This is a genomic window from Arthrobacter sp. P4_F11 (assembly GCF_056401395.1).
On the sequence record NZ_JBFUJK010000003.1, the window covers coordinates 156,993 to 183,007 of the forward strand.

Genomic DNA, 26,015 nt, shown 5'->3' on the forward strand with positions numbered 1-26,015 from the left:
CGGCTCACGCCATCGATGCGTCCTTGCTGGACCTGCTGATGTTCCGGGACGTCCGGCTGGCTCATGGCAACACCATGTTTCACCGGTGCTTTGACGGCGTCAAGGCCATCCTGGGCCTTAGCTCCGAAGACAGCCTGGCGGAGCACGGTGTCGCCCGATACGGTGCCCGCGGCATAGTTTCACTACTGCACATTTCAGTGTCTTTGGCAGAGTTGCAGTTCAGCCAAACATCGGCACACATCACGCCCCAAATGGGTTATGCAGGACTGGACGCCTGGGCGGATGCCAAGGACGACTGCCACTGCATGACCGCCGCCTTCGCCCGCTGGATCTTGAAGACAGACCCCTCCCCTGCCAAGATCGCTGCCCTGGCCGCCAACGGACGATTGGCCAAGTATGGGATATCACCGGCCGATCTGGACCCGGAGAAGCTTCGGGCGGAGCTCGACAGAGTAGATGTTGCCGCCGTGGCCGGAACCCTGGCGGACCTTGAAGCTGAAAATTCTCAAGCGGGAGACGCCGGCAGTGGACCCTCGGACAGCCACCAGGGGCGCCGGCCCGATCTATCAGACCTCGACGACGGCGCGATGGGAAGTTTCGTAGTCACTGTCCCGCCCACTGCACGCAATCCCGCCACCGTCAATGACGCCTTCGAGAAACACATTACGCGTCGGGAATCCGACCTCATCGTCCGCCGGCTGCGGGCGGTGAGCTGGGTCGCCTTTCCGTTTGCCGTCCTTGCCATCTCGCTGTGGCTGGCACAACCGCTGATCCGCGAACTACTGGCCGGCTCTGCACCCTCTGCGTGGAAAGGACTTACGGTATTTGTCCTTGCAGAGTTGGCCTGTGGGGTGCTGCTTGCAATGGGAGTCTCTTCGTGGCTGGACCTCCGCGCCAGCGGATTCTTTCTCATGGCCCGCGAACTGAGCCGGTTCACCGTGTTGCAGGGAAGACGGGACGAGGCCTTCCTCAAGGCTTTGCGTGCCCTCCGCCCGGGACTGTTTCAACGGTCAGGGACCGCTGGCCTGCCTCGGTTCTTCTCGCTCTGCTTCAGCAGCGACGGTGCCCTGCTGATCGGCGGAGGGGCTTCACCGGGTGTCGTTGCTGTTTTTCCGTGGCAGACCGTCCGGGAAATTGTCCCCGAACCGCCAGCCAGGGGGCGGAAAAGGTTCTTCGGACCGGGTCAGCGGGTGGTCCTCATCGTGAGCCATGAAGGAGCAGACATCCAACTGGCCTTCCCGCTGGAACAGGCAAAGGTAGCCTGGACTTCGCGAACTTTCCTCGAAGCGAAGCCACTGGAAGCAACTTTGGCTTCGGTCCAGGGTCTGCAAACGGCGAGCTTGGGAGGTCCGGAATTTCAAATGTCGGCGGACTGGCAGCAGCGCCCCCAAGCGTCCGCCAGCGCTACGTATCTCCTAAGCAGGAAGGGACAAATTGCACGCGGGATCCTAGCAGTCGCTTTATTTAGCGCCACCGGTCCGTTCATCCTCAACATATTCCTGCGCTAACGGCCCTCCCCGGACTACAGCCGCGAAAGGTGATCGAACGGGCGGACTACTCGGGGACGAGCTCCAGTGCCAGTTCGGTCCGGACCACTTGAGCCAGCCGCTCAGCGACGCCCTGAGCGGTCTCGTGGTCTGCGGCCTCCACCATCACGCGCACCACCGGCTCGGTGCCCGAGGGGCGCAGCAGGACGCGTCCGGTGTCGCCGAGTTCGGTTTCGGCAACGGATACGGCCTGCGCCACCACAGCATCGCCCTTGACCCGGGCACGGTCCACGCCCTTGACGTTGATGAGGACCTGGGGCAGCTTGGTCATCACCGTGGACAGTTCCTTGAGCGGACGCCCGGTGAGGGCCACCTGGGCTGCAATCTGCAGGCCGGTCAGTACGCCGTCGCCGGTGGTAGCGTGGTCGGCAAAAATTACGTGCCCGGACTGCTCGCCGCCGAGGCTGAAGCCGCCGTTGCGCATTTCCTCGAGGACGTAGCGATCCCCCACGCCGGTCTCACGCAGGCTGATCCCGGCGTCGCGCAGGGCGAGCTTCAGGCCGAGGTTGCTCATGACGGTGGCCACAAGGACATCGTCCCTGAGCTTTCCGGAGGCCTTGAGAGCGACGGCCAAGATGGCCATGATCTGGTCACCATCGACCTCGTTGCCTTCGTGGTCCACGGCAAGGCAACGGTCGGCATCGCCGTCGTGGGCAATACCGAGGTCCGCCCCGTGCTCCAGGACGGCGCGCTTGAGCGGGCCAAGGTGGGTGGAGCCGACGCCTTCGTTGATGTTGAGTCCGTCCGGTTCGGCGCCAATGACGACCACGTTGGCGCCGGCGTCCTTGAACACCTGCGGGGAACAGCCGCTGGCTGCGCCGTGGGCGCAGTCGAGCACCACTTTCAGCCCGTCCAGGCGGTGCGGAAGCGTGCCGAGCAGGTGCACGATGTAGCGGTCCTCGGCGTCGGAGAAGCGCTGTATCCGACCCACCTCAGCGCCGACGGGCCGGAAGGGGTCCTTGCCGAGCTGCGCTTCAATGGCGTCCTCGACGTCGTCGGGCAGCTTCTGGCCGCCACGGGCGAAGAACTTAATGCCGTTGTCCGGCGCGGGGTTGTGGGAGGCGGAGATCATGACGCCGAAGTCTGCATCGAGGTCCGCCACGAGGTAGGCCGCAGCCGGAGTGGGGAGCACGCCGGCGTCGTAGACGTCGATTCCCGAGCTTGAGAGGCCGGCCTCCACGGCGGCCGCGATGAACTCGCCACTTGCCCGGGGGTCGCGTGCAACCACGGCGATCGGCCGCTTCCCGGTCGTATTGCGGTCATGGCCAAGTACGACGGCCGCAGCCTGAGCCAGCTGCAACGCGAGCTCGGCGGTCAGCAGCCCGTTCGCCAAACCCCGGACTCCATCGGTTCCAAATAATCTAGACATCGACCCAAGCTTAGTCGATGGCCCGGGCAAGTCCCGCTTTAACGGCGAAAGCCCGCCCCGCCGAGTGGCGGAACGGGCTTTCGGGCAAACGCCAGAAGCGCTTGGAAGCGGGATTAGCGCTTGGAGTACTGCTGAGCCTTGCGGGCCTTCTTGAGACCGGCCTTCTTGCGCTCGATCACTCGAGCGTCGCGGCGCAGGTAACCGGCCTTCTTCAGGGTGGCGCGGTTGTTCTCGGTGTCGATCTCGTTCAGTGAACGGGCGATGCCGAGGCGCAGGGCACCGGCCTGGCCCGAGATTCCGCCACCGTGGATGCGGGCGATGACGTCGTAGGCGCCGTCAAGATCGAGGATCTTGAAGGGCTCGTTGACGTCCTGCTGGTGCAGCTTGTTCGGGAAGTAGTTCGCCAGCTCGCGGCCGTTGATGGTCCACTTGCCGGAGCCGGGCACAACGCGAACGCGTGCAACAGCTTCCTTACGACGGCCAACTGCAGCGCCGGCAACGGTCAGTGCCGGGCGTTCCTTCTTCGGCGCAGCTGCTTCCGCAGCACCGCTCTCCGAGGTGTAGCTGGTCAGGTTTTCCTCAGCCTCAACGGCTTCGGTGGTCAGTTCTTCGTTCTGAGCCACGATTCTCCTTGATAAAAAGTTGGTTGGTGGCCAGGACTACTGGGCGACCTGGGTGATTTCGAAAGTCTTGGGCTGCTGGGCGGCGTGGGGGTGCTCTGCACCGCGGTACACCTTCAGCTTGCCCAGCTGCTGTGCAGCGAGGGAGTTCTTCGGGAGCATGCCCTTGATAGCCTTCTCCACGGCGCGAACCGGGTTGGACTCAAGCAGCTCCGCGTAGTTGACGGAGGTCAGGCCGCCCGGGTAGCCGGAGTGGCGGTATGCGCGCTTCTGCTCCAGCTTGGCGCCGGTGAGGGCAACCTTTTCAGCGTTGATGATGATGACGAAGTCGCCCATGTCCATGTGGGACGCGAAGGTGGCCTTGTGCTTGCCGCGCAGCAGGATTGCGGTCTGGCTCGCGAGACGACCAAGGACAACGTCGGTGGCGTCAATGACGTGCCACTGGCGGTTGATATCGCCGGGCTTCGGGGTATACGTACGCACGGTGTTTGCCTCGTTCTTGTTCTGGCGTTCTTGTTTTAGGCGTCACTCTTACGGTGCACCTACTATCTATGCGCTACCGGAACAGAGGTGAGGGCTCCATGTAACCAGTCATCCTGAGGTCTCGAATGTGCACGTTGAGTAGCTATCCTGCAACCGGATTCTCAAGCGGGCACGCACCATCGAGATAGGACACGCACAACGACTACCAAGAATAGCCGACGGCGGCCTGTTGGGTCAAAATGGGGTGTCCGGATGCATCCTGTCTGCTCTCCGTCTCGTCAGACAGCCCCGTGCCGGCCCGTCGCATCCCTTGGAGGAACCGTGTCCGATCCCGCCGCCGCCGGCACCATCTCCCTGCTGCTGGCGCAGCCGGCCGGATCGTTCAGCGGGGTCCTCTTCATAGCTGGCGTTGCTCTCGCGGGCGCATGCCTGTCCCTGTTGGCCGAAGCCCTCATCCGGCGCACGCTCCCCCGCCTGGGCGGACCCATGACAGTAAGCATGAGACTTACGACGGCGGCAGCTACCTTTGCGCTGTCCGCCCTGCTGGCGTGGCGCTTCGGCCCCTCTCCTGAGTTGCCTGCGTACATCCTGCTGGCGGTGGCCGGCGTCCAGCTGGCGCGGATCGACCTGCTGCACCATCTGCTGCCCAACCGGATGGTCCTGCCTCTCTTGGCGGCCGGAATTGTGCTCCTCGGGGCAGCCGCAGGAGTGTCCGGCGAGGCAGGTAACCTGCTCCGGGGGGGAGCCGGCGCCTCAATTTTGTTCGTTTTGTACCTTTTCCTTGCCCTGACCAGCCGAAACGGCCTCGGTATGGGCGACGTGAAGCTCGCAGCACCACTTGGGCTGTACTTGGGCTACCTAGGCTGGTCCCACTTGTTCTACGGTGGGGCCCTGGGATTTGTCGCAGGGGGCGTCGCCTCCGTAGTCGTAGTACTGAAAAACCGCGGAAACAAGCCTAAGGAAGTGGCCTACGGGCCCTCGATGCTGGCGGCCGGCCTTGCTGTCATCCTGCTTCTCCCCTAGGTAGCAGCCCCCCGCCACGTGCGGGTTTTAAGTAAGCCGGCTGATCAAACCAAGTAATCGGCCGCTTTCGCTACCTAGAAACTGAGTACACCCCTTTTGTGGGCGAGTGGAACCCATAAATTCCTACCAAAAAGTCGAGTATCGAACCTCATTGCCGTGCCGTTTGCGCCCGTGCAAATGTTGTCCCAACGAAGCTCCAGCCAATAAGCATTCGGGGATTTACTGGAATTCGTTCATTACTCAATCTCTGGAAAAGGAAAACCTAAAATGACTGGTCTCATGGTCTCAATGCTCGCTTTTGTTGCCGGCGTCAAGGACAAGCTTGAATCTGAAAAGGGCGCGACCGCGACGGAATACGGCCTGCTGGTCGGCCTCATCGCCCTCATTCTCGTCGGTGGCGTCGGCATCTTCGGCACAGCCCTGGACAACTTCTTCCGGGGTCTCGCCGGAACCGTCAACGGCTGGTAACTCACTCTCTTGGCCGGGTCTCAACAGGTGCCGCGTCCGCCCACCGCGGGCGCGGCACCTTTCACTAAATCCAGCTTCACATCCCTCGGGGGGGAAACTGTGAAACGCAGCAAAGTCATGACGCGGCGGGAGCGCGGCGCCGTAGCCGTCGAATTCGCCCTTGTCGCGCCACTCCTACTGGCGATCGTTGTGGCGATCGTGGAGTTCTCGAGTTTCTACAACCTTCAAATTTCGGTGACCCAGGCGGCCCGTGAAGCGGCCCGCGAAATGGCGGTCAGCTGCGATGCTGGTCGGGCAGCGGCCCAGGGGGTCGCTGGAGCACCGGGTGTCGCCATTGCCCCGGGAAACTTCACATTCGCTGGGGCCTGCACACCGGGCTCCACTGTCACGGCCACTGTGAATTTCAGCAGGCCGGCCCTCACGGGTTTCTTCGGCCCAACCGTAACTGTGACCGGACAAGGAGCCATGCGATGCGAACGTTTGCCGTAACTGAAGATCGGCGGGCCGCGGACAACGAAAAAGGCGCCGTCGGCGTTCTCGTGGCCGTGATGATGCTCGTTCTTATCGGCGTCGGCGCCATTGCCGTGGATGTCGGGCAAATCTATGCAGAACGCGCGGAACTTCAAAACGCAGCCGACGCAGGAGCCCTGGCCGGCGCCCAGATCTGTTCCGAAACGGGAGGCTGCGCCCAGAGCGACGCGAATGCCGTCGCCGCTTTGCTGGCCAACCAAAATTCCAAGGACGGAGTCTCCAGGGTCCGTTTTGTAGACCTCAGCGTTGCCGGCCAGGTGACAGTCAGCACCTCCACCGTCAACGGTTCCAACGGCTCAGGCTTCCTCAGCAAGCTGTTCGCCAACGCCCTCAACACGCCCGACGTCGGCGTCGGGGCACAGGCTACGGCGAAATGGCTCTACCCGACGCGCGGACGCAGCATTCTTCCGCTGACCTTTGCACCGTGCGAATTCATCGATGACGGGCTCCCCCACAAAATCCTGACACAGGGTGGCGGTGCGGGAGCTGTGGACTGCAACGGTTTGAACCCCTCCAATCAGATCATCCCGGGTGGTTTCGCCTGGCTGAAACCGGACTCAGGTACCGGTTGCGTGGTGACCGCAGAAGTTGGTCAGTGGAGCATGACGAGCGCGGGCGCCGCCATGCCAACCGGCTGCGACGCAATGTTCAATAGCGCCCTCGTCGGACAGACGGTCGCAATTCCAGTCTACAAATACACCTGCAAGAACATGTTCTCGCCCTGCACCGGCAGCAACGTGCAGTACATGATCGAGAAGTGGGCGGGTTTCGAAGTTCAGGGCTGGAAGTTTCCTGGCAACTCCTATGATCCCACTAACGTTTTTACCACGAGCCAAAAAGGCCTCTACGGGACGTTTGTCGGATATTTCGGCGATCCAAGCATATTCACGGGTGGCTCGTCCACCCCTACCGGAAACATCAAAGTTCTGGGTCTCATCAAATAGCAACTGATTCATTTCTAAAGGGGTGGAAGAATTGAAAGCTCGCCTACTGGGAGGCATCGCCGCACTCGTTGTGGCCATAATCGGGACAGTTCTGCTTGTGTCCTACGTCCAGGGCGCCGATCGGCGCGCCCTGGCAAACACCGAGACCTCTGAGGTCTATGTGGTCCAAAAAGAAATTGCAGCCGGAACCGCCGCGGCAAACTTCGGCGATTCGGTGGTCAAGAAATCTGTACCTAAGTCAGCCGTGGCAAGTGACAGCGTCACGACTTTGGCTGAGCTCGGCCAGAAGGTCTCCGCCGTAGGGCTAGTCCCCGGCGAACAACTCTTGGCCACCCGCATGGTGGAGCCGGCACAGTTGCTCGGCCCGGGCCGGGCACCGGTTCCCAGCGGTCTGCAGGAAGTCACGGTCAAGTTGACCCTCGACAGAATCGTCGGGGGCAGTTTGAAGGCCGGAGACACCGTCGGTGTGATTCTGTCCTATGCGGCGAACGACAAGCTGAACGTCCCCGACCAGTCTCAGCTGGTGTTCCACAAGGTGCTCGTGACGGCAGTCCAGAACTCCTCGGGCGCCGTAGCGCAGGAGCCGTCGGCGACAACGACGACAGACAATTCCTCCGACGGGGCCCTAAGCGCCAAGTCAAGTGCCGCGCAGGCAACCGGTGGATACTTGGTCACCCTGGCCCGGCCCTCGATTGACGTGGAAAAGATCGTCCACGCCATCGAGTTCGGAAAAGTTTACCTGAGCAAGGAATCGGCAAGCTCGACGTCGCAGAAGACCGGCGTCATGGAACGCATCAGGGTCTTCCAATGAGCCGCTTCGTACTGATCACGCCCAACGTAGAATTCGAACGAAAGGTCCGCTCCGCCACGGCCGGCATGAGTGGCAGCCTGCAGTGGTTCCAGGCAGATCACCTCCCAGACGGCCCGGATGAATTCCTCAGCAAACTGCTGGGAGAGCCGCCGGAAGTCCTCATCCTAGGCCCGGGTCTGGATCTGGACGAAACCCTAAAGCACGCCGCGGTCCTGGACCTGCAGTATCCGGAGATCAGCGTGCTGTTGGCCGCGGAGCAGACACCAGAGCTTGTCCTGGCCGCGATGCGCTCGGGTGTGAGGGATATCCTTTCGCCCGCGACTGACACCAACGGCGTCCGGGCGATGGTCGAACGTTCCAGCCTGGCCGCGGCGGGCCGCCGGAGGGGGCTGAATCCAAGTACCGCAGAGTCTGCAGTCGGCGGTTCCGGCGGCCGAGTCATCGCCGTCATGTCACCGAAGGGCGGTGTAGGCAAGACCACCATCGCGACAAACATCGCCGTTGGGCTGGGAAAGGTAGCGCCGATGGGCGTCGTCATCGTCGACTTGGACCTGCAGTTCGGGGACGTCGCCAGCGGCCTGTTGCTGGACCCGGAACATACGATCACGGACGCTGTTACGGGTGCTGCCAGCCAGGACTCCATGGTGCTCAAGACCTATCTCACCCTGCACCCTGCAAGCATCTATGCACTGTGTGGGCCCCGGAATCCCGTGGAAATGGAGCAGATTTCCAGCGCACACGTGACAAACCTACTGAAACAGTTGCGACAGGAGTTCCAGTACGTGGTCATCGACACCGCGCCCGGACTCGGCGAGCACGTCCTCGCCGCGCTAGAGCAGGCGACGGATGCCGTTTGGGTGTGCGGCATGGACGTGCCGAGCATCCGCGGGCTCCGCACGGGCTTCCACATCCTTAACGAGCTGGGCCTCATGCCGGACAGCCGGCATGTTGTGCTGAACATGGCGGATGGCAGGAGCGGCCTTTCAGTCCCCGACGTGGAGGCAACAATCGGGGTACCGGTTGACGTCGCCATTCCACGCTCCCGGACCCTGCCGTTTTCCACCAACAAGGGTGTTCCCATCCTTCAGGATGGCCGACGTGACGTGGCAGCGAAAGGCCTTCGTCAACTCGTGGAACGTTTCCAGCCGGATTGGCAGGACCGAACACATCGCAAGCTCCACCGAAGGGCGGTAGTCCAGTGAGTCTCACCAAAAGATTTGAGCAATTGCGTCACGGCAGCCAGGAGGGTGAGACGGCCACGCCGGAACCTCTGCTGCAGCCTGGCGTCCCTTCGACCCTTGGCCGAATACAGGAAGCCAAAGCCGCCGATGCTGCCAGCGCGGCACTCGTGGTCGAGGAAGTCGGTCCCAACGCCGGTATAGCCAGTGAGGCCCTCCGTGGGCTCAAAGAGCGGGCAAGCCAGGCCCTCTATGAACGGCTCGGCTCCAGGATCTCGGACTCCTCGATGGATGAATCCGAGCTACACCAGCAGGTCAAGGATGAACTCAAGGTGGTCGTGGACGCGGAGCAAGTCCCGCTTACCTCGGCTGAACGGCAGCGGCTGACCCGCGAAATCATCGACGACGTACTGGGCCACGGTCCTATTCAGCGTTTCCTCGACGATCCCGAAGTCACGGAAGTCATGGTTAACCGCCATGACAGCATCTACGTGGAGAAACATGGCCATCTCCAGAAAACGGATGCCAAGTTCAGTTCGGACGAAGCGCTCCGCCGGGTCATTGAACGGATTGTCTCCAGGGTCGGCCGACGGATCGACGAGTCCTCGCCCCTGGTCGACGCGCGGCTTGCCGATGGCTCACGCGTAAACGCGATCATCCCTCCCCTGGCCGTCAATGGTCCCTCGCTGACCATCCGAAAATTTGCCCGCGAAGCCCTCACTGTGAACAAGCTCATAGAGTTCGGCAGCCTCTCCCCGGAAATGGCTGAACTCCTGCGAGCCTGTGTCCTGGCGCGAATGAACATCATCGTCTCGGGCGGTACCGGCACGGGCAAGACCACCTTGCTCAATGTCCTGTCCTCTTTCATCCCGGAGACAGACCGCATTGTGACCATCGAGGACGCCGTGGAGCTCCAGTTGCAGCAGGAGCATGTGGTGCGGCTGGAGAGTCGGCCGGCGAACATCGAGGGCCGGGGCGAGGTATCCATTCGCGAACTCGTCCGCAACTCGCTCCGCATGCGGCCGGACCGGATCGTCGTCGGCGAGGTCCGCGGCGGCGAATCGTTGGACATGCTCCAAGCCATGAACACCGGCCATGACGGGTCAATCTCCACCGTGCACGCGAACTCCCCCCGGGATGCGGTGGCCCGCCTCGAAACGCTGGTGTTGATGGCGGGGATGGATCTGCCACTGCGGGCCATCCGCGAACAAGTCGCCTCCGCGGTGAACCTCATCGTCCACATTACGAGGCTTCGTGACGGTAGCCGGCGGGTCACCCACATCACCGAGGTGCAGGGCATGGAAGGGGACATTGTCACCCTCCAGGACGCCTTTGTTTTCGACTACTCCGCCGGAGTGGACGCTAATGGCAGGTTCCTCGGCAAACCAATACCCACCGGTGTCCGTCCGCGGTTCACCGACAGGTTCGTGGAACTTGGCATTCCAATCTCGCCCGCCGTCTTCGGGGCGCACCTGGGTAGTGTCAGATGATTCCCGACGAGGCCTCCCCTGCGGTCATGGTGCTTGGCTTGGCGCTGGTCTATATGGCCCTCGTGATCGTGTTCTGGATCATCTTGAAGTCGAGCAACGTCATTTCACCGGAACGTCGCCGGCCCGGCGGCGTAGCCCACCCTTCCACCCTGACAAAGCTGACGGACGCGACGCTGGGCGTGATCGATGCCAGGCTGCAGCCTCAGCCTTCGGGAATTCTGTCCCGGCGTCGTCTGGACAGTGCGGGCCTCAAAAAGCAACCCGCGGATTACCTACTGGTGGCTGGCATCATCACCGTACTGGCTGGCGTCTCCGGATTCCTCCTGGGAGGTGCGTTTCCCGCGATTCTCCTGATTCTTGCCACGCCCATTGGACTCGCATTGAGTTTGAACGTGCTCATCTCACGCCGGCAGGCAAAGTTCGATGATCAGGTTCCGGACACGCTCCGGATGCTCGCTGGCGGCATGCGCGCCGGCCATAGCCTGCTACGTTCGCTGGACGCTGCCGGTCAGGAAAGCGACGCACCCATGGCTGACGAATTGAGCCGCGTAGTCAACGAGACCCGCATCGGCCGTGACCTCGGCGAATCGCTTCTCGATGTCTCAAGCCGGACGAAGAATGAGGACTTCAGTTGGATCGCCCAAGCCATAGAAATCCACCGTGAAGTCGGCGGAGATCTGGCCGAAGTGCTTGACCACGTGGGTGAGACTATCCGTGACCGGAACCAGGTCAGACGCCAAGTGAAGGCCCTCAGCGCCGAAGGACGCGTGTCTGCCATGGTTTTGATCTCCCTGCCGATCCTGTTGTTTATCGCGTTGCAATTCATCAATCCGGTCTACGCGAAGACGTTCTCGTCAACGCTTCCCGGCTACCTCATGATTGCGGCCTCCGCTGTCATGCTCAGCCTCGGGGCTTTCTGGCTCAGCCGTCTTATCAAGCCGAAGTTCTGAGGAGGAACACATGCAACCCATCGCTATGGCCGCCGTGTTGGCCATCATTGCCCCCGTCTCCGGCATGGTCTGGCTGGCATTCACAGGAGACCGCACCGGGCTGCGGAATATCCGAACTAACCTCGGGACCAAATCTGCGGGGTCCGCCGCCGGGCGATCCGTTATAGGCGGGCAGCTTGCAGGGCTCAGCAAAAAGCTGGCTCCGGTTGGCTACGTTGCCTGGCTGGACAAGCAACTAGCCGGGGCGGGACGACCGAAGGGCTGGCCGGTGGCGCGGCTGCTCATGGTGAAACCGCTGTTGGCCCTGGCCGGCGCTGGCCTGGGCCTGATGGGCTTCTTGGCGGAGCCCTCTCCGCAGCGCGTCCTCATCGCTCTTGCCTTCGTCGTCTTCCTCTACTTCGTTCCCGATCTTTTGATCCGGACAAAGGCGGAAAAGCGCCGTGAAGCGATCCGCCTTGAGCTGCCGAATGCTTTGGACCAGATGCTGATCTCAGTTCAGGCTGGCCTTGGCTTTGAAGCGGCCATGGCGCGGAGTGCGCACAACGGCACCGGCCCGCTCGCCTACGAATTCACCAGAACGCTGCAAGACATGCAAGTGGGGCGCAGCCGGAAGGACGCCTACTTGGCGTTCGCAGGGCGAGTCGATTCGCCTGACCTCCGGAGCTTCATCCGGGCTGTCGTCCAGGCCGATACATACGGCATCGCGATCGCGAAGGTCCTCAAGGCGCAGGCCCAGGAACTGAGGACCAAGCGTCGCCAGGCCGCCGAGGAGCATGCCATGAAGATACCCGTCAAGATCCTCTTCCCGTTGATCTTCTGCATCTTCCCCACGCTCTTTATCATCCTCATGGGGCCCGCCGTCATGGGCATCATGGCCGCGTTTTCCTAGGAGCCATAATGGCAAAACCTTCATGCGGCCTCGGGGCCTGGTTCCAGCACCTCAGCTGGCTCAGCCCGGATGAGCGCGGCGCCACCGCCACGGAATACGGCATCCTGACAGGCTTCATCGCCATTGTCATCGTTGGGGGCGTGGGGGCCTTCGGATTGGCGCTGAATCTCTATTTCGAGGAACTCAGCACCGGAATCAGAAATGCCCTGGGCCTGCCCTAGTAAGCAACCTGCGTGACGGGCAGAGTGCAGCTTGTAAGTTGCGCCCCAGGACCGGACCCCCTTGGACCCCAGAGCCGAGGGGGTCCTTTCGTGTGCCATCCCTCTGAGCCTCGGAGCAGCTCGAGCGCAGATTATGCGCAGGAAATCATCAGGAATTGTGCAGTTAGAGAAGGCTTGTCGCAGGAAGTGGCAAGCAGCGTAACTTCTGACGAATCGCATTGCTAGCTTTCTGGCAGAGCTGGCATCTGACCAGCTTCCCTACACTCGCTCAGGAGTCCACAATGCTTGCTCTCTACACCAATCTCGCCGTCCGTCTCCGCCGCGATGAGAAAGGCGCAACCGCCGTTGAATACGGCATCATGGTCGCCCTCATCGCCGTTGTCATCATCGCCGCAGTGACCCTCCTCGGCAGTACGCTCGGTGACATGTTCGGAGACGTCAAGTGCCAAATCACTGACTCGACAAAGCCGAACTGGGTTGCAGCTACCCAGACCTGCGCAGCGTAATTAGTAGCCCAGGTAGTCAAATTCAGTTCGGCGGCGGCGGCAAACCCGCCGCCGCCGAGCTGTCTGACCAGTTTCGATGAGAGGCCACCATGTCGAGGGCATCCGAACGCGGTGCTGCGGCAGTCGAGTTTGCAATTCTGGCCCCTATCCTGATCATGCTGTTACTCGGCATCATGGAATTTGGCCGTGCTTACAACGTGCAAATCACGCTATCCAATGCTGCCCGCGAGGGCGTGCGCGTTATGGCCATCAACAACAGCTCGCCCAGCGCCAAAGCAGCGGTCCAGAGCGCTGCCTCTGCGCTCACTCCGGCAATCAAAGACGAAAAGATCGTCTTCAAGTATCAAACGACCCCTGCCACTACACCGGTACCGACGGCTTGCGCAGCGAACGTTCAGGTCACTTTGACCATTGACTACACTCTCAACACCATGACGGGAATCGCCGGTCCGTTTGCGATGAAAGGCGTCGGGACGATGCAATGCGGCGGATAGCAGCTGAATCCGACAGGGAACGCGGCGGAATCGCGGTTGTCGTCGCCCTGCTTATGGTGGTCCTTCTCGGCTTCGCAGCCATCTCCATTGACGTCGCTCGGCTCTATTCCGAGCGGGCCCAGTTGCAGAACGGTTCGGATTCTGTCGCCCTGATGCTGGCCCAGAAGTGTGCCAAGAATGTAAACGATTCGGACTGTTCTTCCACTTCTGCGTTGGCCGCTGATCTCGCAAATAAGAACGCCGTGGACGGACAAAGCAACGTGAAGTCCATTGGCCTGGACAAGGTGAACCGCAAGGCCACGGTGACCACAGGTGCCAAAGAAACGGGCGGCGCGTCCAATTCAGTGTCGAACTTTTTCGCGCGCGCACTGGGTTTTCCCAGTTCTGAAGTCACGGCCATCTCGAATGTCCAGTGGGGGACGCCGTCCAAGGGCACTGTGATTGTGCCGTTGACAATCGCTGAGTGCAAATTTTCCTCGGACCCCACTGTCGTCCAAGTCCTCTATATAGACGCCGGGGGCTGCGGCGGGATCCCTGGTGGTTTTGGTTGGATCACCGATCCTGATGCAACCGACAGCAAATGCAGCGTTAAGATGAGCGCCGGCGCTTCGAGTGATTCAGGGATCTGGTTCAGCAGCGACACCGGTGCCAGTGCCCCGACCGTCTGCTCATCCGCGGACATTAGCGGCCTCCAAGATCAAACGATCCTGCTTCCGCTCTACGCTGTCGCCACCGGAACAGGCTCAGGCGGCAAGTACTACGTCAAAGGGTTTGCCGCCTTTCACGTCACCGGGTACCACTTCTCCAATGAAGAATGGCCAAAGTCCGACAAGCTTGCCAACAAGACGCTCCGAGGCTCTTTCGTCAAGTTTGTTTCCCTGTCTCAAGCCCTCGAACTCGGCAGCACCCCCGACTACGGTACTTCCGTGGTTCGTCTCACCATTGGAGCAACCTAACTGTGAAGTCACGACTTCTGGCCGGAATAGCAGCGGTCGTCCTCGCCCTCATTGGCGCCATGCTGGTTGTTTCCTACGCTCAGGGCGCGGACCAGCGGGCTGTCAAGGACCTTGAGCCTGTGAGTGTCCTGGTAGTGAAGGCGGCGATTCCCGCTGGCACGCCGGTAGAGGCCATGAGCGCTTCGATAGCCACCAAACAGCTGCCTGCCGCGGCCGTGACCGCGTCCTCCCTCAAGTCCCTGGATGAGTCCAAAGGGAAGGTCGCCGCCGTTGACCTCATTCCCGGCGAGCAGCTTGTTACAGAACGCTTGGTCGAACCGGAAGACCTCAAAATCCAAGGGTCGGTAGAAATCCCGGCCGGTCTGCAGGAAGTCTCCTTCCAGCTGGAACCTCAGCGCGTTGTCGGCGGCCGTATCGCACCAGGCGACCACGTCGGAATCTTCATAAACCTGAAGGATGGCGGCATCGAGGCCACCCCTGACAAGCAGACGACTCAACTGTCTGTACACAAAGTCCTGGTCACCGCCGTCCAGCGTGCTCCCGTTGCTACTCCTTCCCCCCAACCGTCGGCGGAAGGCTCTGCTCCAGCGGAAGACACGTCACTTCCCTCCGGTTTATTGCTCCTGACCGTTGCGGTCAATGATGTCGATGCAACGAAAATTGTCTATGCCTCGGAGTTTAAAGACTTTGCCAGCATCTGGCTGAGCAAGGAACCGCTCAACGCCACAGATAGTGGAAAGCCCGGGATCATGACGAAACCTGAGGTCTACAAGTGAGCCGCTTCGTCCTGATCACACCTAATGCTGACTTCGACAACCGTTTGCGGCAGGCGGTTGCGGGCGGGCTGCAGGGCGGCGTGCAGACATTCCTGACCCACGTTTTGCCCGCCGGGCCCTACGACCTATTCGCCCAGCTGAATCAGGAGCGGCCGGAGGTTCTCGTGCTGGGGCCTGACGTGCCAGTCGACGAGGCATTGCGCCTCGCCACCGTGCTTGACGTTCAGGCGCCTGACCTGACGGTGCTTCTGGTCAGTGAGCCTGATCCCGACTTCATCCTGCAGGCCATGCGGGCAGGCGTCCGGGACATCCTCAGCCCCTCGGCCGACCCGGCGCAGATGCGGGTCCTTTTGGAGCGGGCCTGCCAGTCCTTCGCCAACCGTCACCGGACGGAGCCCTCTCAGCACGCGGACGGCGGCAAGGGCACGGTCATCGGCGTTTTCTCCCCGAAAGGCGGAGTCGGAAAGACAACCATCGCCACCAATGTGGCCGTGGGCCTGGGCAAGATTGCGCCCATGAGCGTGGTGATCGTGGACCTGGACCTGCAGTTCGGCGACGTCGCCTCCGGGCTCTATCTCAATCCGGAGCACACAGTTACAGACGCCGTCTCTCCTGCCGCAAGCCAGGACACGCTGGTATTGAAGGCTTTCCTCACTGTGCACCCCGCCAGCATCTATGCCCTCTGCGCACCCGTCAGCCCAGTTGAGGCCGATTACATCACGCCTGAACAGATCACGCGCCTGTTGGAGCAGTTGGCGGACGAGTTCCAATACGTGGTGGTGGATACCGCACCAGGATTACCGGAAATTGGGTTGGCCGCCATGGAGGCCTGCACCGACGTGGTCTGGGTGAGCGCTATGGATATCCCCAGCGTCCGCGGCCTACGCTCCGGTCTCGACGTTCTACGCCAGCTAGACATCATGCCGGAAAGCCGGCACGTGGTGCTCAACATGGCCGATCCCAAGTGCGGTCTCTCGGTCCAGGACGTCGAATCCACCCTTGGCGCCCCAGTGGATGTCAGCGTCCCGCGCTCCCGCGCCGTCGCGTTCTCCACCAACCGTGGCGTTCCCGTCCTGCAGGAGGCTAGAAAGGATCCTGCCGTCAAGGGCCTCAGCCAACTCGTGGAACGCTTCAGCCCGGCCTGGCGCGCAAATTCCCAACGTAAGACTCACCGGCGGGTTGTGGTCTAGTTGAAACTTTCAGAACGCATTCAGGCGGCAAAAGACAAGGCTCAGCCTGCAGCCGCCCCAGGCGCCGCCTCCGTAGTCTCGATTGCTTCCACAACGGCTCCCCCGGCTGCACGCCGTGTGCCTGCCCCGCGTATGCCGGCCCCGACTTCTGTGCCTGCAGTACGCCGCGAACGGCCGGCGGCGCCCGCCCGGGCGACGCGGCCACCCGGCGCGTCCGGTGAGCCCGAAGGCTTCCATCCCAAGACCCACCAGCCCGTAGACGCTTTTGCAGCGATCAAACAGCGCGCCGCGACGGCGCTGTTCGAAAAGATGGGAGCCCGCTTCAACGACTCAGCCATCACGGAGGGCGAGCTGCGCAGCTCGGCCCGGGAGGAGCTCATCCGCATCATCGATGCGGAGCAAGTCCCGCTCACGTCGGACGAACGCTCGCGTTTGGTCCGGGACGTAGCCGACGACGTACTCGGGTACGGTCCGTTGCAGCGGCTCCTGGACGATCCGGACGTCACGGAAATCATGGTGAACCGGATGGACCAGATCTATGTAGAGCGCAAGGGCCAGCTGACGCTCACCGAGTCCAGGTTCAGCTCCGAGGACCACCTGCGCAAGGTCATTGAGCGCATCGTGTCCAAGGTCGGCCGGCGCATCGATGAATCCTCGCCGCTGGTTGACGCGCGGCTGGAAGACGGCTCTCGAGTTAACGCCGTGATTCCCCCGCTCGCCGTCGGCGGCTCATCGCTGACCATCCGTAAGTTCAGCAAGGTGCCGCTGACGGTCCGGAATTTGATCGACTTCGGCACGCTCACTCCGGAGATGGCAGAGCTGCTCGACGCCTGCGTCAAGGCCAAGCTGAACATCATCGTTTCCGGCGGTACGGGCACAGGCAAGACGACTCTCCTCAACGTGCTTTCCTCCTTCCTCCCGGCCAACGAGCGCATCGTGACCATCGAGGATGCCGTTGAACTCCAGATCCAGCAGGCCCATGTGGTGCGGCTGGAAAGCCGGCCGCCAAACACCGAGGGCAAGGGTGAAGTCACCATCCGCGAACTGCTGCGCAACTCCCTGCGTATGCGTCCGGACCGCATCGTGGTCGGTGAGGTCCGCGGCGGCGAATCGCTGGATATGCTCCAGGCCATGAACACCGGCCACGACGGCTCGCTCTCCACCGTCCACTCCAACTCGCCGCGCGACGCCGTCGCCCGTCTGGAAACGCTGGTCCTCATGGCCGGCATGGATCTGCCGCTGCGGGCCATCCGCGAACAGATCGCCTCCGCCGTCAACCTCATCATCCAGATTTCCCGGCTCCGGGACGGTACCCGCCGCATCACGCACGTCACCGAAGTCCAGGGCATGGAAGGCGACATCGTCACCCTCCAGGATGCCTTCATCTTCGACTATTCCGCCGGCGTTGACCAACACGGACGTTTCCTGGGGACTCCGATCCCTACCGGGATCCGGCCACGGTTCATTGACCGCTTTGAAGATCTGGGCATCCACGTTTCGGCAGGTGTCTTCGGGGCGCCCTTGACCCCGAGCGGAGGGCACTGAGACTCATGGTCCTGATTATCAGCGTGATACTCTTGGTCGCGGCAGCCGTCTTGGCCGGAGCGACAGTACTCATCCCCCGCACCCCCACCGTGCCGCTGGATCGCCGTCGGCCCTACCGGACAGAATCAGACTCGCAGCTGACCCGATTCGCGGGTTCCGCCGTCGAGGTGATCGAGCACTTCCTGGCAAAACGGAACGTCCGGTTCTTCAACCGGGAAGCCCTCGAGAACGCCGGCCTGCGCCTGAGCCAGGCAGATTTCCTGTTCCTGGTAATCATCGGCTCCTTCGTGGGCGGACTCGTGGGGGTCGTAGTGGCCGGCCCCCTCTTGGCGATACTTCTGATGCTTGCGGCGCCTTTCCTGGGGCACCTTGTCCTGGGTTTCCTGGCGGGGAAGAGGCGCGCCAAATTCGATGCCCAGCTGGGCGATACTTTGCAGCTGCTCTCTGGCAGCCTCCGCGCCGGGCACAGTATTCTTCGCGCCATTGACGCCGCCGCCAATGAATCCCAGGCCCCCACCTCCGAGGAGATGCGCCGGGTCATCTCGGAAACTAGCCTGGGGAGGGACCTACTGACCTCCCTCAACGACACGGCGGACCGGATGAAGAACGAGGACTTCGTGTGGATCTCCCAGGCCATCCAGATCAACCGCGAAGTGGGCGGCAACCTGGCCGAGGTGATGGATCAGGTGAATGAAACCATCCGCGAACGCAGTGAAATCAAGGGCCACATCAAGTCCCTGGCCGCGGAGGGCAAGTTCTCTGCCTACATCCTGATGGCCCTCCCCCTCGGAATTGTGGCCATGCTGATGCTGGTCAGCCCCGGGTACATGGACAAGATGTTCACTACCCTCCTTGGCGGCATCATGGTTGTGGCTTCCGTCATCTTGATGACCATTGGCGGTCTCTGGATGCGCAAGATTATCGACCTAAAGTTCTGAGCCGACCATGGATCCCGTGATTGTTCTCGCCCTTCTCCTGATCTGCCTGCCGCTCAGCTACCTGGCGTGGACCCTTCTGTCCGCCGACAGGAAGGGGCAGACCGCGGCCCGGGAAATCCTCGCCAGGGGAAACCACCGTGCGGAGGAAGACAAGAAGGCCAGTACAGGCTTCATCGAGAAGATCGGCTACCGCCTCACGCCAGCCGCCTACGTGTTCAAACTCGACCACCTGCTGTCTCTTGCCGGCCGCCCGGCAAACCTGCCCTTGGGCCGGCTGCTTGCTGCCAAACCCGCCTTGGGGCTCCTGGGCGGACTGCTCGGACTGTTTCTCAGTTCCATAGGGCCGACGCCGATCATCAAGCTGGTCGGGATCTTCGTAGTGGTCCTGGGATATTTCATCCCGGACCTGATGCTCTACAGCAAGGGGCAGGAACGGCAGAAGGCCATGCAGCTGGAGCTCGCCAACACCCTGGACCAGATGCTGATCTCTGTTGAAGCCGGCCTCGGCTTCGAGGGCGCCATGGCCCGGGCCGGCGAGAACGGCAAAGGCCCGCTGGCGGAGGAGCTGGTCCGTACCCTGCAGGACATGCAGGTGGGACGCAGCCGCCGCGAATCCTACCTTGCCCTCGCAGAACGCACCAATATCCCCGAACTTCGGAGCTTCGTCCAGGCAGTGGTTCAGGCGGATACCTACGGCATCGCCATTAGCCGCGTGCTGCGCGTCCAGGCCAAGGTGATGCGCGTCAAGCGTCGGCAGAGGGCGGAAGAGAAGGCCATGAAGCTTCCGGTGATGATCCTGTTTCCGCTCCTCTTCTTCATTTTTCCGGTTCTGTTCATTGCCATCCTGGGTCCTGCTGTCATCAACACGATCGAGACTTTCAGCGGCCAGTAGCATCCCGGACCTCCGGCGGAGAGTAGCTTCACCGCAAACCTCAGGAAGCCATCGGGATAGCGAAAGGCTTCCGAAGGATCACCCGGTGTGACAGGCGCTGGAGGAGTCCGAGCCGCAGTCAAGAACCCGGGAGTGCACCCGAAAAGCCACAATTTTGCCACAGGAAACACCGGAGTTGGAAACACGGCGCAGGCGCAGCAAGTAGCGTGGGCACATGTCTTTCCAAGGTACGCCAGACGACGGCGATTCAAATACCGGTTCCTCCGCCGACAGCACCACGCCTGGTTCCGGCGCGGCCCCAACGGCGACCGTACAAGTTGTGAGCCCGATCGTGGACCCGTCCGCCCTCAAGGAACTCGAATCACAGCTGGACAGCCCTGCCGTGGCCAAAGGATTCGCGAGGGACTATGCAAGGATGTGGGACCAGCGCTATCAATCCCTGGCGACGTCCCTTGATAGCGGTGACGAGACCGCAGCACTGGACGCAATCCTGAGCTTGAAGACGTCTTCTGCGATGGTCGGCGGCGTCCGTCTGGCCGAGCTAGCCAGAGAGCTTGAGGACGCCATTCGCACCCACGACGCACACCTCGCGCGGTTGCTCCTGCGGGAAGTCGCGGAGAGTGGAAACCACACCGTGGACGAACTGCAGCTCAGGCACAACCTCGGGGATAGCTAGTCCGCGGCCGGCGTGAGGCGGTACCCAACGCCACGGACAGTCTGGAGCCAGCGGGGTTGCAGCGGATCCTCCCGCAGCTTGCGACGCAGGTTGCCGATGTGTACTTCGACGGCACGCTCATCGGACTCACTGATATAGGCGTCCGCGCTGTAGTGCTGACCCCGCACTACCCGCACCAGATCAGTCTTCGACCGGACGGCACCTGCCCCTTTCAACAGGGCATGCAGGAGATCGAACTCACTGCGCGTGAGGCTGGCAGGAATGCCATCCACGGTGACCGAACGGGTGTGCGGGTTCAGTATCAGGCCGTTGTGCCGTAATTCCGAATCGTGGGTCAGGTCAAGTGCCTTCGACGGAACCGTTTCCGGGTCCGCGGGCTTGGCCTCCGGGCCGTCCTGCCGAGGCCGGCGCATCATCGCAGCTATCCGGGCTCGGAGCTCGCGCGGCCGGAACGGTTTGGTCATGAAATCATCGGCACCGGTATGCAGCGCGGTCAGAGTGTCCAACTCGTCCGTCCTCGCCGTCAGCATGACCACGTAGGCATCGCTGAACTGTCGAATTCGGCGTAGCACTTCAAAGCCGTCAATATCGTTGAGGCCAACGTCCAAGGTGACAACGTTGGCCTTCTGATTCCGCACGACCTCGACCCCCTCGCGACCGCTCGCTGCGCCGTGGACGTCAAATCCCGCCTGGCTCAATACCGCTTCCACGAGATGACGCACATCGTCATCGTCCTCCACAACTACGGCGACTCCCAAGTCAGTCATGGTCCCCCTCACATCTGATGCGCCACCTACCCCCATAGCGGCCGCGTCGCTACTGCTGTGCAATCATGATTCGCCAGCATTGCTAGAGTACCTACGCTATAGCGCCAACGACCGTTTAGGCACAGTCGCGGCAATATATTTTCGTAACTTGTCAAGTTAACGTGACGAATGCTGTTAAATAAAGAGTAGCGAGGAAGGGGCGCGGCTTCATTGAGTAAACAGCACCTGGTCCGGAACCCGGCAGGTTACTTTGCGGCTTTCCCGCCGCGTGTGCAGGTTGCCCTATGCCAGCTTCCGCTCACACTGGCGATGACGGCTGTGGCGCTTGCAGCGCCCGGGGGCTGGCCCGGCCTCTTCGAGACTGGCCTGTGCCGGGCTGCCTTTGCGCTCCTTCTGGCCCTCCTCCTGGCCTGCCTTCTGGTGCCCTGGCATCGGTTCGGGCCCTATGCTCCGCTCGCCATCCCCGTGCTCGACTTAGCCGCGATCTGCCTCGTCCGCAGTGGCAGCGTCGAGGGCCTGCCCGATCTCGGCATCTTGGCCGTCCTTCCGGTCCTCTGGGTCACGGCCTCCCGTTTGTCCGGTCCGGCCATCGTCTCGATCAGCTTCTTCGGGCCCCTGCTGACCGGCCTGCCGTGGTTGCTCAACGGCGGCTCAACCCCGGACCGAATCGCGGCCGCCGTTCTCCTGCCATTCATCACATTGGCAGTGGCCATCGCCCTGCGGGTTACGCGGCAACAGTTGACTGGGCGCCTGGCAACCCAACTCCACGCCGGCTGCGAACGCGAACGACTGCTCAATGACGAAGTGTCCGGCCTGATCGATGCCCTGGCGGCCAAGGACGACGTGCTTTCCACCGTCTCCCACGAGTTCCGGACCCCCTTGACATCGATTATCGGCAATTTGGATCTAGCCCTCAGCGACTCGGAACATTTGTCCGCTCAGGCCCTCCGCCGCCTCGAGGTTGCGCAACGAAACGCCGAACGACTCCTCGCCCTTGTCTCGGATCTGCTGATGTCCGCCAACTCGGCTGTCCATGTCCATCCCCTGCGGACCGACCTGGCGAGCCTCGTGGAGGCGAGCCTGGGTTCGGCTCACGCACACGCCCAGGCTTCCCAGGTCACGCTCTCGATGGAGGTGCCGGCGCCGCTATGGGCGCACGTAGACCCGCTCCGGATCAGCCAGGCGCTGGATAACCTCATTTCCAACGCCATCAAATATTCCCCCAATGGCGGCAATGTGCGCGTCTCCGCCAGCACCGAGGGAGACCGGGTGCTGCTGCACGTGGAAGATGACGGATTGGGGATGACAGCCGCCGACGCAGAACGAGTCTTCACACGGTTCTTCCGAAGCCCTGCGGTGCGGGACGGTTCCATCCCCGGGGCCGGGCTCGGGTTGTCGATCACGAAGGCGATCGTGGAGCGCCATGGCGGCTCCATTTCCTGCAACACCCTCCTCGGATCCGGAAGCACCTTCACGCTGGAGCTCCCTGCGAAAGGCACCGCGCCGGCTTACTCGCAGCCGGCGTTCCCATAGCCGCGTTCCAGGTCTGGATTTAGGCCCGCAGTGCCCGCGTCAGTTCGGCCCGGGCCAGCATGCCGCTCTCTGTCGGGTAGGCCACTTCCTCGAGCACCAGCGGGTGCGGGGCTGCGAGCACGGAGCGGGCGTCGCGCTGCCGGGCGAGGAGCCGCTCGTAGAGCCATTCCGGGGCCTCTTCGCCCTCCCCCACGTACAACGCCGAGCCCACCAGGGAGCGGACCATGTTGTGGCAGAACGCGTCAGCCTGAACGGTGACGACAATGACGCCGTCGGTGCCGCGCGCGAATTCGAAGCGCTGCAGTTCACGGATGGTCGTGGCCCCCTCGCGGGGCTTGCAGTACGAGCGGAAGTCCTGCAGGCCCAGCAGCGGCGCGGCGCCCTCGTTGAGGAGACCGACGTCCAGCGGAACCTTGTGCCACAGGGTCGAGGCGCGTCCCAGTGGGTCCCACAGCGCGGGGCCGTCCGCGATCCGGTAGGAATAGCGGCGCCAGAGGGCGGAGAACCGGGCATCGAAGCCAACGGGTGCCACGCTCACTCGGTGCACCTCGATGGCGCCGCTGAGGTCGCCCAGGCCACGGCTCAAGGCACCGCGGATGCGGCGGAGCAGGGCGAGGGCGGGATCCAGTTCGGCGCCCCGGTTCAGGCCCAGCCACTCCGCCTCGCTGAGGTCCAGGTGGACCACCTGGCCGCGGGCGTGCACCCCGGCGTCGGTGCGCCCGGCAACCGTGACCCGGACGGGGCGGCGGATCAGCAGCGCGAGGGCCTCCTCCAGGACGCCCTGGACGGTGCGCAGTCCCGGCTGCACGGCCCACCCGCTGAACGGGCCGCCGTCGTACGCCACATCCAGCCGGATACGCAAAAACCCGCCGCCCCCCAAGACGGGGGCAGCGGGTTTGAGCTCGTTCATAGACTTAAGTCTATAGAAAGACTTAGCGAATTACTTCGCGTCCTTCTCGGACTCAGCGGCTGCTTCCTCAGCGGCCGGAGCCTCTTCGGTAGCGGCTTCGGTCTCAGCGACCTCAGCCTCGGGAGCCTCTTCGGTCTCGGCAACCGGAGCTGCTTCGGCCTTTTCGGCGTCCTTCTTGTCAGCGTCGCGCTTGGCAGCAGAAGTAGCCTCTGCTACCACGGCCTGCTTTGCGGAAACCGGCTCGAGAACCAGTTCGATGACAGCCATGGGAGCGTTGTCGCCCTTGCGGTTGCCGATCTTGGTGATGCGGGTGTAGCCGCCATCGCGGTTTTCCACTGCCTGTGCAATGTCGGTGAACAGCTCGTGGACGACGCCCTTGTTGCTGATCAGGCCGAGTACACGACGGCGGGACGCGAGGTCGCCACGCTTGGCGAAAGTCACCAGGCGCTCGGCGTACGGCTTCAGGCGCTTGGCCTTGGTCACCGTGGTGGTGATCCGCTTGTGCTCGAAAAGTGCGGCGGACAGGTTCGCGAGCATAAGACGCTCGTGAGCCGCTCCGCCTCCGAGGCGCGGACCCTTAGCGGGGGTAGGCATTATAGTTTCTCCTCATTGGAAGCCGTTGGGCTGCGCACACCAGGGTGCATCCAGCCAGCCGGCCAAGATCTGTTGGTTAGAGCTCGTCGTCGCTGAACGCGGCGTCGTCCTCTTCGATGGCTGCGGCACGTGCTGCGAGATCGAAACCGGGAGGGGAGTCCTTGAGGGACAGGCCCAGTTCGACCAGCTTGGCCTTGACCTCATCGATGGACTTCGCGCCGAAGTTGCGGATGTCCATGAGGTCAGCCTCGGAGCGGGCAACGAGTTCACCCACGGTGTGGATGCCCTCACGCTTGAGGCAGTTGTAGGAACGGACCGTCAGGTCCAGATCCTCGATCGGCAGTGCCATGTCGGCTGCCAGGGCAGCGTCCGTCGGCGACGGACCGATCTCGATACCTTCAGCTGCGGTGTTCAGCTCGCGGGCCAGACCGAACAGTTCCACCAGGGTGGTACCTGCCGAAGCAACGGCGTCGCGCGGGGCGATTGCCTGCTTGGTCTCGACGTCGACAATGAGCTTGTCGAAGTCAGTGCGCTGCTCAACACGGGTAGCTTCCACGCGGAAAGTAACCTTCAGGACCGGCGAGTAGATCGAGTCGACCGGGATGCGGCCGATCTCGGAGTCGCCGGACTTGTTCTGAGCTGCCGAAACGTAGCCGCGACCGCGCTCGATGGTCAGTTCGAGTTCGAACTTGCCCTTCGAGTTCAGCGTGGCAATGTGCAGATCCGGGTTGTGGAATTCGACGCCGGCCGGCGGAGCGATGTCCGCGGCGGTGACGACTCCCGGTCCCTGCTTGCGCAGGTAAGCAACAACCGGCTCGTCGTGCTCGGAGGAAACCGACAGGTTCTTGATGTTCAGGATGATCTCGGTGACATCTTCCTTGACACCCGGAACCGTGGTGAACTCGTGCAGCACGCCATCGATCCGGATGCTCGTTACAGAGGCACCGGGGATGGAGGAGAGCAGGGTACGGCGGAGGGAGTTTCCGAGGGTGTAACCAAAGCCCGGCTCCAGCGGTTCGATGATGAACCGTGAGCGGTTTTCGGAGACGACCTCTTCGGAGAGGGTGGGGCGCTGTGCAATGAGCACTTAGGTTTCCTTTCGGCGAGCATCCGCTATATGACGCAACACAGGTGGTGGAAAGATCGGTCTGAAGACTTAACGCGGCCGGGCCTGCCCGGACCGGTGAGGGTCCGGGCAAGCTCCTGGGCGCTGGAAAGCCTTAGACGCGGCGGCGCTTCGGCGGACGGCAGCCGTTGTGGGCGCTGGGGGTGACGTCCTGGATGGAGCCAACCTCGAGGCCAGCGGCCTGCAGCGAGCGGATGGCGGTTTCGCGTCCGGAACCCGGTCCCTTGACGAACACGTCAACCTTGCGCATGCCGTGCTCCTGTGCACGCTTTGCGGCGGCTTCGGCGGCCATCTGGGCAGCGAACGGGGTGGACTTACGCGAGCCCTTGAAGCCAACCTCACCGGACGAAGCCCAGGAGATGACAGCACCGTTCGGGTCCGTGATGGACACGATGGTGTTGTTAAAGGTGCTCTTGATGTGCGCCTGGCCCAGCGCGATATTCTTCTTGTCCTTCTTACGCGGCTTGCGAACCGCGCCACGAGTCTTCGGGGGCATTTTTTCTCCTACAGAAAGTTATTGGGGGAAAGCCTACGCTTGGCCCACACTTGCCGGGTTCCCAGAAATCGCGTAAGCGATCCTAGGGGGCA

At 62.4% G+C, this 26,015-nt stretch carries 29 protein-coding genes; 21 read left to right on the forward strand and 8 right to left on the reverse strand.

The window, feature by feature from the left end; translation table 11 throughout:
* Positions 1 to 23 precede the first annotated feature (23 nt).
* Positions 24 to 1,508, forward strand: coding sequence for a hypothetical protein (locus AC1DRO_RS05245; RefSeq protein WP_476950078.1), 1,485 nt, complete (start codon positions 24 to 26; stop codon positions 1,506 to 1,508).
* 46 nt (positions 1,509 to 1,554) lie between these two features.
* Here AC1DRO_RS05245 and glmM read toward each other — a convergent pair whose 3' ends face one another.
* The 3 genes from glmM to rplM form a co-directional block, all read right to left on the reverse strand.
* Positions 1,555 to 2,916 carry a phosphoglucosamine mutase gene (glmM, locus tag AC1DRO_RS05250; protein WP_476950079.1) on the reverse strand — a complete coding sequence of 454 codons (1,362 nt, stop codon included), beginning with the start codon at positions 2,914 to 2,916 and terminating at the stop codon, positions 1,555 to 1,557.
* 113 nt (positions 2,917 to 3,029) lie between these two features.
* Positions 3,030 to 3,539, reverse strand: coding sequence for a 30S ribosomal protein S9 (gene rpsI / locus AC1DRO_RS05255; RefSeq protein ID WP_018773707.1), 510 nt, complete (start codon positions 3,537 to 3,539; stop codon positions 3,030 to 3,032).
* Positions 3,540 to 3,575: 36 nt separating this feature from the next.
* On the reverse strand, positions 3,576 to 4,019 hold the full coding sequence (gene rplM, locus AC1DRO_RS05260; RefSeq protein ID WP_015937805.1) for a 50S ribosomal protein L13: 444 nt from the start codon (positions 4,017 to 4,019) through the stop codon (positions 3,576 to 3,578).
* A gap of 321 nt (positions 4,020 to 4,340) precedes the next feature.
* On the opposite strand from rplM, the gene AC1DRO_RS05265 reads away from it, so the two are divergent.
* The 19 genes from AC1DRO_RS05265 to AC1DRO_RS05355 all read left to right on the forward strand — a co-directional run bounded on the left by AC1DRO_RS05265 (position 4,341) and on the right by AC1DRO_RS05355 (position 20,497).
* Positions 4,341 to 5,042 carry a prepilin peptidase gene (locus AC1DRO_RS05265; RefSeq protein WP_476950080.1) on the forward strand — a complete coding sequence of 234 codons (702 nt, stop codon included), beginning with the start codon at positions 4,341 to 4,343 and terminating at the stop codon, positions 5,040 to 5,042.
* A 267-nt stretch (positions 5,043 to 5,309) separates the two neighbouring features.
* Positions 5,310 to 5,510, forward strand: coding sequence for a Flp family type IVb pilin (locus AC1DRO_RS05270; protein WP_476950081.1), 201 nt, complete (start codon positions 5,310 to 5,312; stop codon positions 5,508 to 5,510).
* A 117-nt stretch (positions 5,511 to 5,627) separates the two neighbouring features.
* Entirely contained in the window at positions 5,628 to 5,999 is a 372-nt protein-coding gene (locus AC1DRO_RS05275; RefSeq protein ID WP_476950160.1) for a TadE/TadG family type IV pilus assembly protein, read from the forward strand.
* Entirely contained in the window at positions 5,981 to 6,985 is a 1,005-nt protein-coding gene (locus AC1DRO_RS05280; protein ID WP_476950082.1) for a pilus assembly protein TadG-related protein, read from the forward strand. Before AC1DRO_RS05275 ends, AC1DRO_RS05280 begins: the two co-directional genes overlap by 19 nt.
* A 22-nt stretch (positions 6,986 to 7,007) precedes the next feature.
* The gene (gene cpaB / locus AC1DRO_RS05285) at positions 7,008 to 7,796 is read left to right on the forward strand and encodes a Flp pilus assembly protein CpaB (protein WP_476950083.1); all 789 of its coding nucleotides are present in this window, start codon (positions 7,008 to 7,010) and stop codon (positions 7,794 to 7,796) included.
* The gene (locus AC1DRO_RS05290) at positions 7,793 to 8,998 is read left to right on the forward strand and encodes a CpaE/TadZ family protein (RefSeq protein WP_476950084.1); all 1,206 of its coding nucleotides are present in this window, start codon (positions 7,793 to 7,795) and stop codon (positions 8,996 to 8,998) included. Before cpaB (AC1DRO_RS05285) ends, AC1DRO_RS05290 begins: the two co-directional genes overlap by 4 nt.
* Entirely contained in the window at positions 8,995 to 10,464 is a 1,470-nt protein-coding gene (locus AC1DRO_RS05295) for a CpaF family protein (protein WP_476950085.1), read from the forward strand. The genes AC1DRO_RS05290 and AC1DRO_RS05295 overlap by 4 nt, the downstream gene beginning before the upstream one ends.
* A complete protein-coding gene (locus AC1DRO_RS05300; protein ID WP_476950086.1) occupies positions 10,461 to 11,414 on the forward strand; it encodes a type II secretion system F family protein in 954 nt (317 codons plus the stop codon). The genes AC1DRO_RS05295 and AC1DRO_RS05300 overlap by 4 nt, the downstream gene beginning before the upstream one ends.
* Positions 11,415 to 11,424: 10 nt before the next feature.
* Complete coding sequence (locus AC1DRO_RS05305; protein ID WP_476950087.1) at positions 11,425 to 12,303, forward strand: type II secretion system F family protein; 879 nt, start codon at positions 11,425 to 11,427, stop codon at positions 12,301 to 12,303.
* 8 nt (positions 12,304 to 12,311) lie between these two features.
* A complete protein-coding gene (locus AC1DRO_RS05310) occupies positions 12,312 to 12,524 on the forward strand; it encodes a Flp family type IVb pilin (protein WP_476950088.1) in 213 nt (70 codons plus the stop codon).
* Positions 12,525 to 12,805: 281 nt separating this feature from the next.
* A complete protein-coding gene (locus AC1DRO_RS05315) occupies positions 12,806 to 13,030 on the forward strand; it encodes a Flp family type IVb pilin (protein ID WP_476950089.1) in 225 nt (74 codons plus the stop codon).
* Positions 13,031 to 13,119: 89 nt separating this feature from the next.
* Positions 13,120 to 13,524 (forward strand): TadE/TadG family type IV pilus assembly protein, encoded by a 405-nt coding sequence (locus AC1DRO_RS05320; protein ID WP_476950090.1) that lies wholly within the window; start codon positions 13,120 to 13,122, stop codon positions 13,522 to 13,524.
* A complete protein-coding gene (locus AC1DRO_RS05325) occupies positions 13,512 to 14,480 on the forward strand; it encodes a pilus assembly protein TadG-related protein (RefSeq protein ID WP_476950091.1) in 969 nt (322 codons plus the stop codon). The genes AC1DRO_RS05320 and AC1DRO_RS05325 overlap by 13 nt, the downstream gene beginning before the upstream one ends.
* Positions 14,481 to 14,482: 2 nt before the next feature.
* Positions 14,483 to 15,256: a Flp pilus assembly protein CpaB gene (gene cpaB / locus AC1DRO_RS05330; protein WP_476950092.1), complete on the forward strand. Its 774-nt coding sequence runs from the start codon at positions 14,483 to 14,485 to the stop codon at positions 15,254 to 15,256.
* Positions 15,253 to 16,446, forward strand: a complete 1,194-nt coding sequence (locus tag AC1DRO_RS05335) for a CpaE/TadZ family protein (RefSeq protein WP_476950093.1) — start codon at positions 15,253 to 15,255, stop codon at positions 16,444 to 16,446. The genes cpaB (AC1DRO_RS05330) and AC1DRO_RS05335 overlap by 4 nt, the downstream gene beginning before the upstream one ends.
* Positions 16,447 to 17,991, forward strand: coding sequence for a CpaF family protein (locus AC1DRO_RS05340; RefSeq protein ID WP_476950094.1), 1,545 nt, complete (start codon positions 16,447 to 16,449; stop codon positions 17,989 to 17,991). It abuts the gene before it with no gap.
* Positions 17,992 to 17,996: 5 nt separating this feature from the next.
* On the forward strand, positions 17,997 to 18,929 hold the full coding sequence (locus tag AC1DRO_RS05345) for a type II secretion system F family protein (RefSeq protein WP_476950095.1): 933 nt from the start codon (positions 17,997 to 17,999) through the stop codon (positions 18,927 to 18,929).
* A 7-nt stretch (positions 18,930 to 18,936) separates the two neighbouring features.
* Positions 18,937 to 19,821 (forward strand): type II secretion system F family protein, encoded by an 885-nt coding sequence (locus AC1DRO_RS05350; protein WP_476950096.1) that lies wholly within the window; start codon positions 18,937 to 18,939, stop codon positions 19,819 to 19,821.
* A gap of 319 nt (positions 19,822 to 20,140) precedes the next feature.
* The gene (locus tag AC1DRO_RS05355; RefSeq protein ID WP_476950097.1) at positions 20,141 to 20,497 is read left to right on the forward strand and encodes an Hpt domain-containing protein; all 357 of its coding nucleotides are present in this window, start codon (positions 20,141 to 20,143) and stop codon (positions 20,495 to 20,497) included.
* On the opposite strand, the gene AC1DRO_RS05360 is transcribed toward AC1DRO_RS05355, so the two are convergent.
* Positions 20,494 to 21,264 (reverse strand): response regulator transcription factor, encoded by a 771-nt coding sequence (locus AC1DRO_RS05360; protein WP_476950098.1) that lies wholly within the window; start codon positions 21,262 to 21,264, stop codon positions 20,494 to 20,496. The two genes, AC1DRO_RS05355 and AC1DRO_RS05360, sit on opposite strands and share 4 nt — an antisense overlap.
* A gap of 309 nt (positions 21,265 to 21,573) precedes the next feature.
* On the opposite strand from AC1DRO_RS05360, the gene AC1DRO_RS05365 reads away from it, so the two are divergent.
* Positions 21,574 to 22,797 (forward strand): sensor histidine kinase, encoded by a 1,224-nt coding sequence (locus AC1DRO_RS05365; RefSeq protein WP_476950161.1) that lies wholly within the window; start codon positions 21,574 to 21,576, stop codon positions 22,795 to 22,797.
* A gap of 19 nt (positions 22,798 to 22,816) precedes the next feature.
* Here the strand turns inward: AC1DRO_RS05365 and truA are convergent, their stop codons facing one another.
* The 4 genes from truA to rpsK form a co-directional block, all read right to left on the reverse strand.
* Positions 22,817 to 23,707 (reverse strand): tRNA pseudouridine(38-40) synthase TruA, encoded by an 891-nt coding sequence (gene truA, locus AC1DRO_RS05370; protein WP_476950099.1) that lies wholly within the window; start codon positions 23,705 to 23,707, stop codon positions 22,817 to 22,819.
* Between the two features lie 30 nt (positions 23,708 to 23,737).
* Entirely contained in the window at positions 23,738 to 24,301 is a 564-nt protein-coding gene (gene rplQ, locus AC1DRO_RS05375; protein ID WP_476950100.1) for a 50S ribosomal protein L17, read from the reverse strand.
* Positions 24,302 to 24,377: 76 nt separating this feature from the next.
* Positions 24,378 to 25,388 carry a DNA-directed RNA polymerase subunit alpha gene (locus AC1DRO_RS05380; RefSeq protein ID WP_018773683.1) on the reverse strand — a complete coding sequence of 337 codons (1,011 nt, stop codon included), beginning with the start codon at positions 25,386 to 25,388 and terminating at the stop codon, positions 24,378 to 24,380.
* Between the two features lie 133 nt (positions 25,389 to 25,521).
* Positions 25,522 to 25,923 (reverse strand): 30S ribosomal protein S11, encoded by a 402-nt coding sequence (gene rpsK / locus AC1DRO_RS05385; RefSeq protein ID WP_018773682.1) that lies wholly within the window; start codon positions 25,921 to 25,923, stop codon positions 25,522 to 25,524.
* Between the last annotated feature and the right edge of the window lie 92 nt (positions 25,924 to 26,015).

What these genes read in the sequence shown, in the direction of transcription:
- glmM (WP_476950079.1), bottom strand. Translation starts at nt 2,916, where the DNA reads ATGTCTAGATTATTTGGAACCGATGGAGTCCGGGGTTTGGCGAACGGG.
- AC1DRO_RS05270 (WP_476950081.1), top strand. Translation starts at nt 5,310, where the DNA reads ATGACTGGTCTCATGGTCTCAATGCTCGCTTTTGTTGCCGGCGTCAAG.
- AC1DRO_RS05275 (WP_476950160.1), top strand. Translation starts at nt 5,628, where the DNA reads ATGACGCGGCGGGAGCGCGGCGCCGTAGCCGTCGAATTCGCCCTTGTC.
- AC1DRO_RS05280 (WP_476950082.1), top strand. Translation starts at nt 5,981, where the DNA reads ATGCGAACGTTTGCCGTAACTGAAGATCGGCGGGCCGCGGACAACGAA.
- AC1DRO_RS05290 (WP_476950084.1), top strand. Translation starts at nt 7,793, where the DNA reads ATGAGCCGCTTCGTACTGATCACGCCCAACGTAGAATTCGAACGAAAG.
- AC1DRO_RS05300 (WP_476950086.1), top strand. Translation starts at nt 10,461, where the DNA reads ATGATTCCCGACGAGGCCTCCCCTGCGGTCATGGTGCTTGGCTTGGCG.
- AC1DRO_RS05305 (WP_476950087.1), top strand. Translation starts at nt 11,425, where the DNA reads ATGCAACCCATCGCTATGGCCGCCGTGTTGGCCATCATTGCCCCCGTC.
- AC1DRO_RS05310 (WP_476950088.1), top strand. Translation starts at nt 12,312, where the DNA reads ATGGCAAAACCTTCATGCGGCCTCGGGGCCTGGTTCCAGCACCTCAGC.
- AC1DRO_RS05315 (WP_476950089.1), top strand. Translation starts at nt 12,806, where the DNA reads ATGCTTGCTCTCTACACCAATCTCGCCGTCCGTCTCCGCCGCGATGAG.
- AC1DRO_RS05320 (WP_476950090.1), top strand. Translation starts at nt 13,120, where the DNA reads ATGTCGAGGGCATCCGAACGCGGTGCTGCGGCAGTCGAGTTTGCAATT.
- AC1DRO_RS05325 (WP_476950091.1), top strand. Translation starts at nt 13,512, where the DNA reads ATGCGGCGGATAGCAGCTGAATCCGACAGGGAACGCGGCGGAATCGCG.
- AC1DRO_RS05345 (WP_476950095.1), top strand. Translation starts at nt 17,997, where the DNA reads ATGGTCCTGATTATCAGCGTGATACTCTTGGTCGCGGCAGCCGTCTTG.
- AC1DRO_RS05350 (WP_476950096.1), top strand. Translation starts at nt 18,937, where the DNA reads ATGGATCCCGTGATTGTTCTCGCCCTTCTCCTGATCTGCCTGCCGCTC.
- AC1DRO_RS05360 (WP_476950098.1), bottom strand. Translation starts at nt 21,264, where the DNA reads ATGACTGACTTGGGAGTCGCCGTAGTTGTGGAGGACGATGACGATGTG.
- AC1DRO_RS05365 (WP_476950161.1), top strand. Translation starts at nt 21,574, where the DNA reads ATGACGGCTGTGGCGCTTGCAGCGCCCGGGGGCTGGCCCGGCCTCTTC.
- truA (WP_476950099.1), bottom strand. Translation starts at nt 23,707, where the DNA reads ATGAACGAGCTCAAACCCGCTGCCCCCGTCTTGGGGGGCGGCGGGTTT.
- rplQ (WP_476950100.1), bottom strand. Translation starts at nt 24,301, where the DNA reads ATGCCTACCCCCGCTAAGGGTCCGCGCCTCGGAGGCGGAGCGGCTCAC.
- rpsK (WP_018773682.1), bottom strand. Translation starts at nt 25,923, where the DNA reads ATGCCCCCGAAGACTCGTGGCGCGGTTCGCAAGCCGCGTAAGAAGGAC.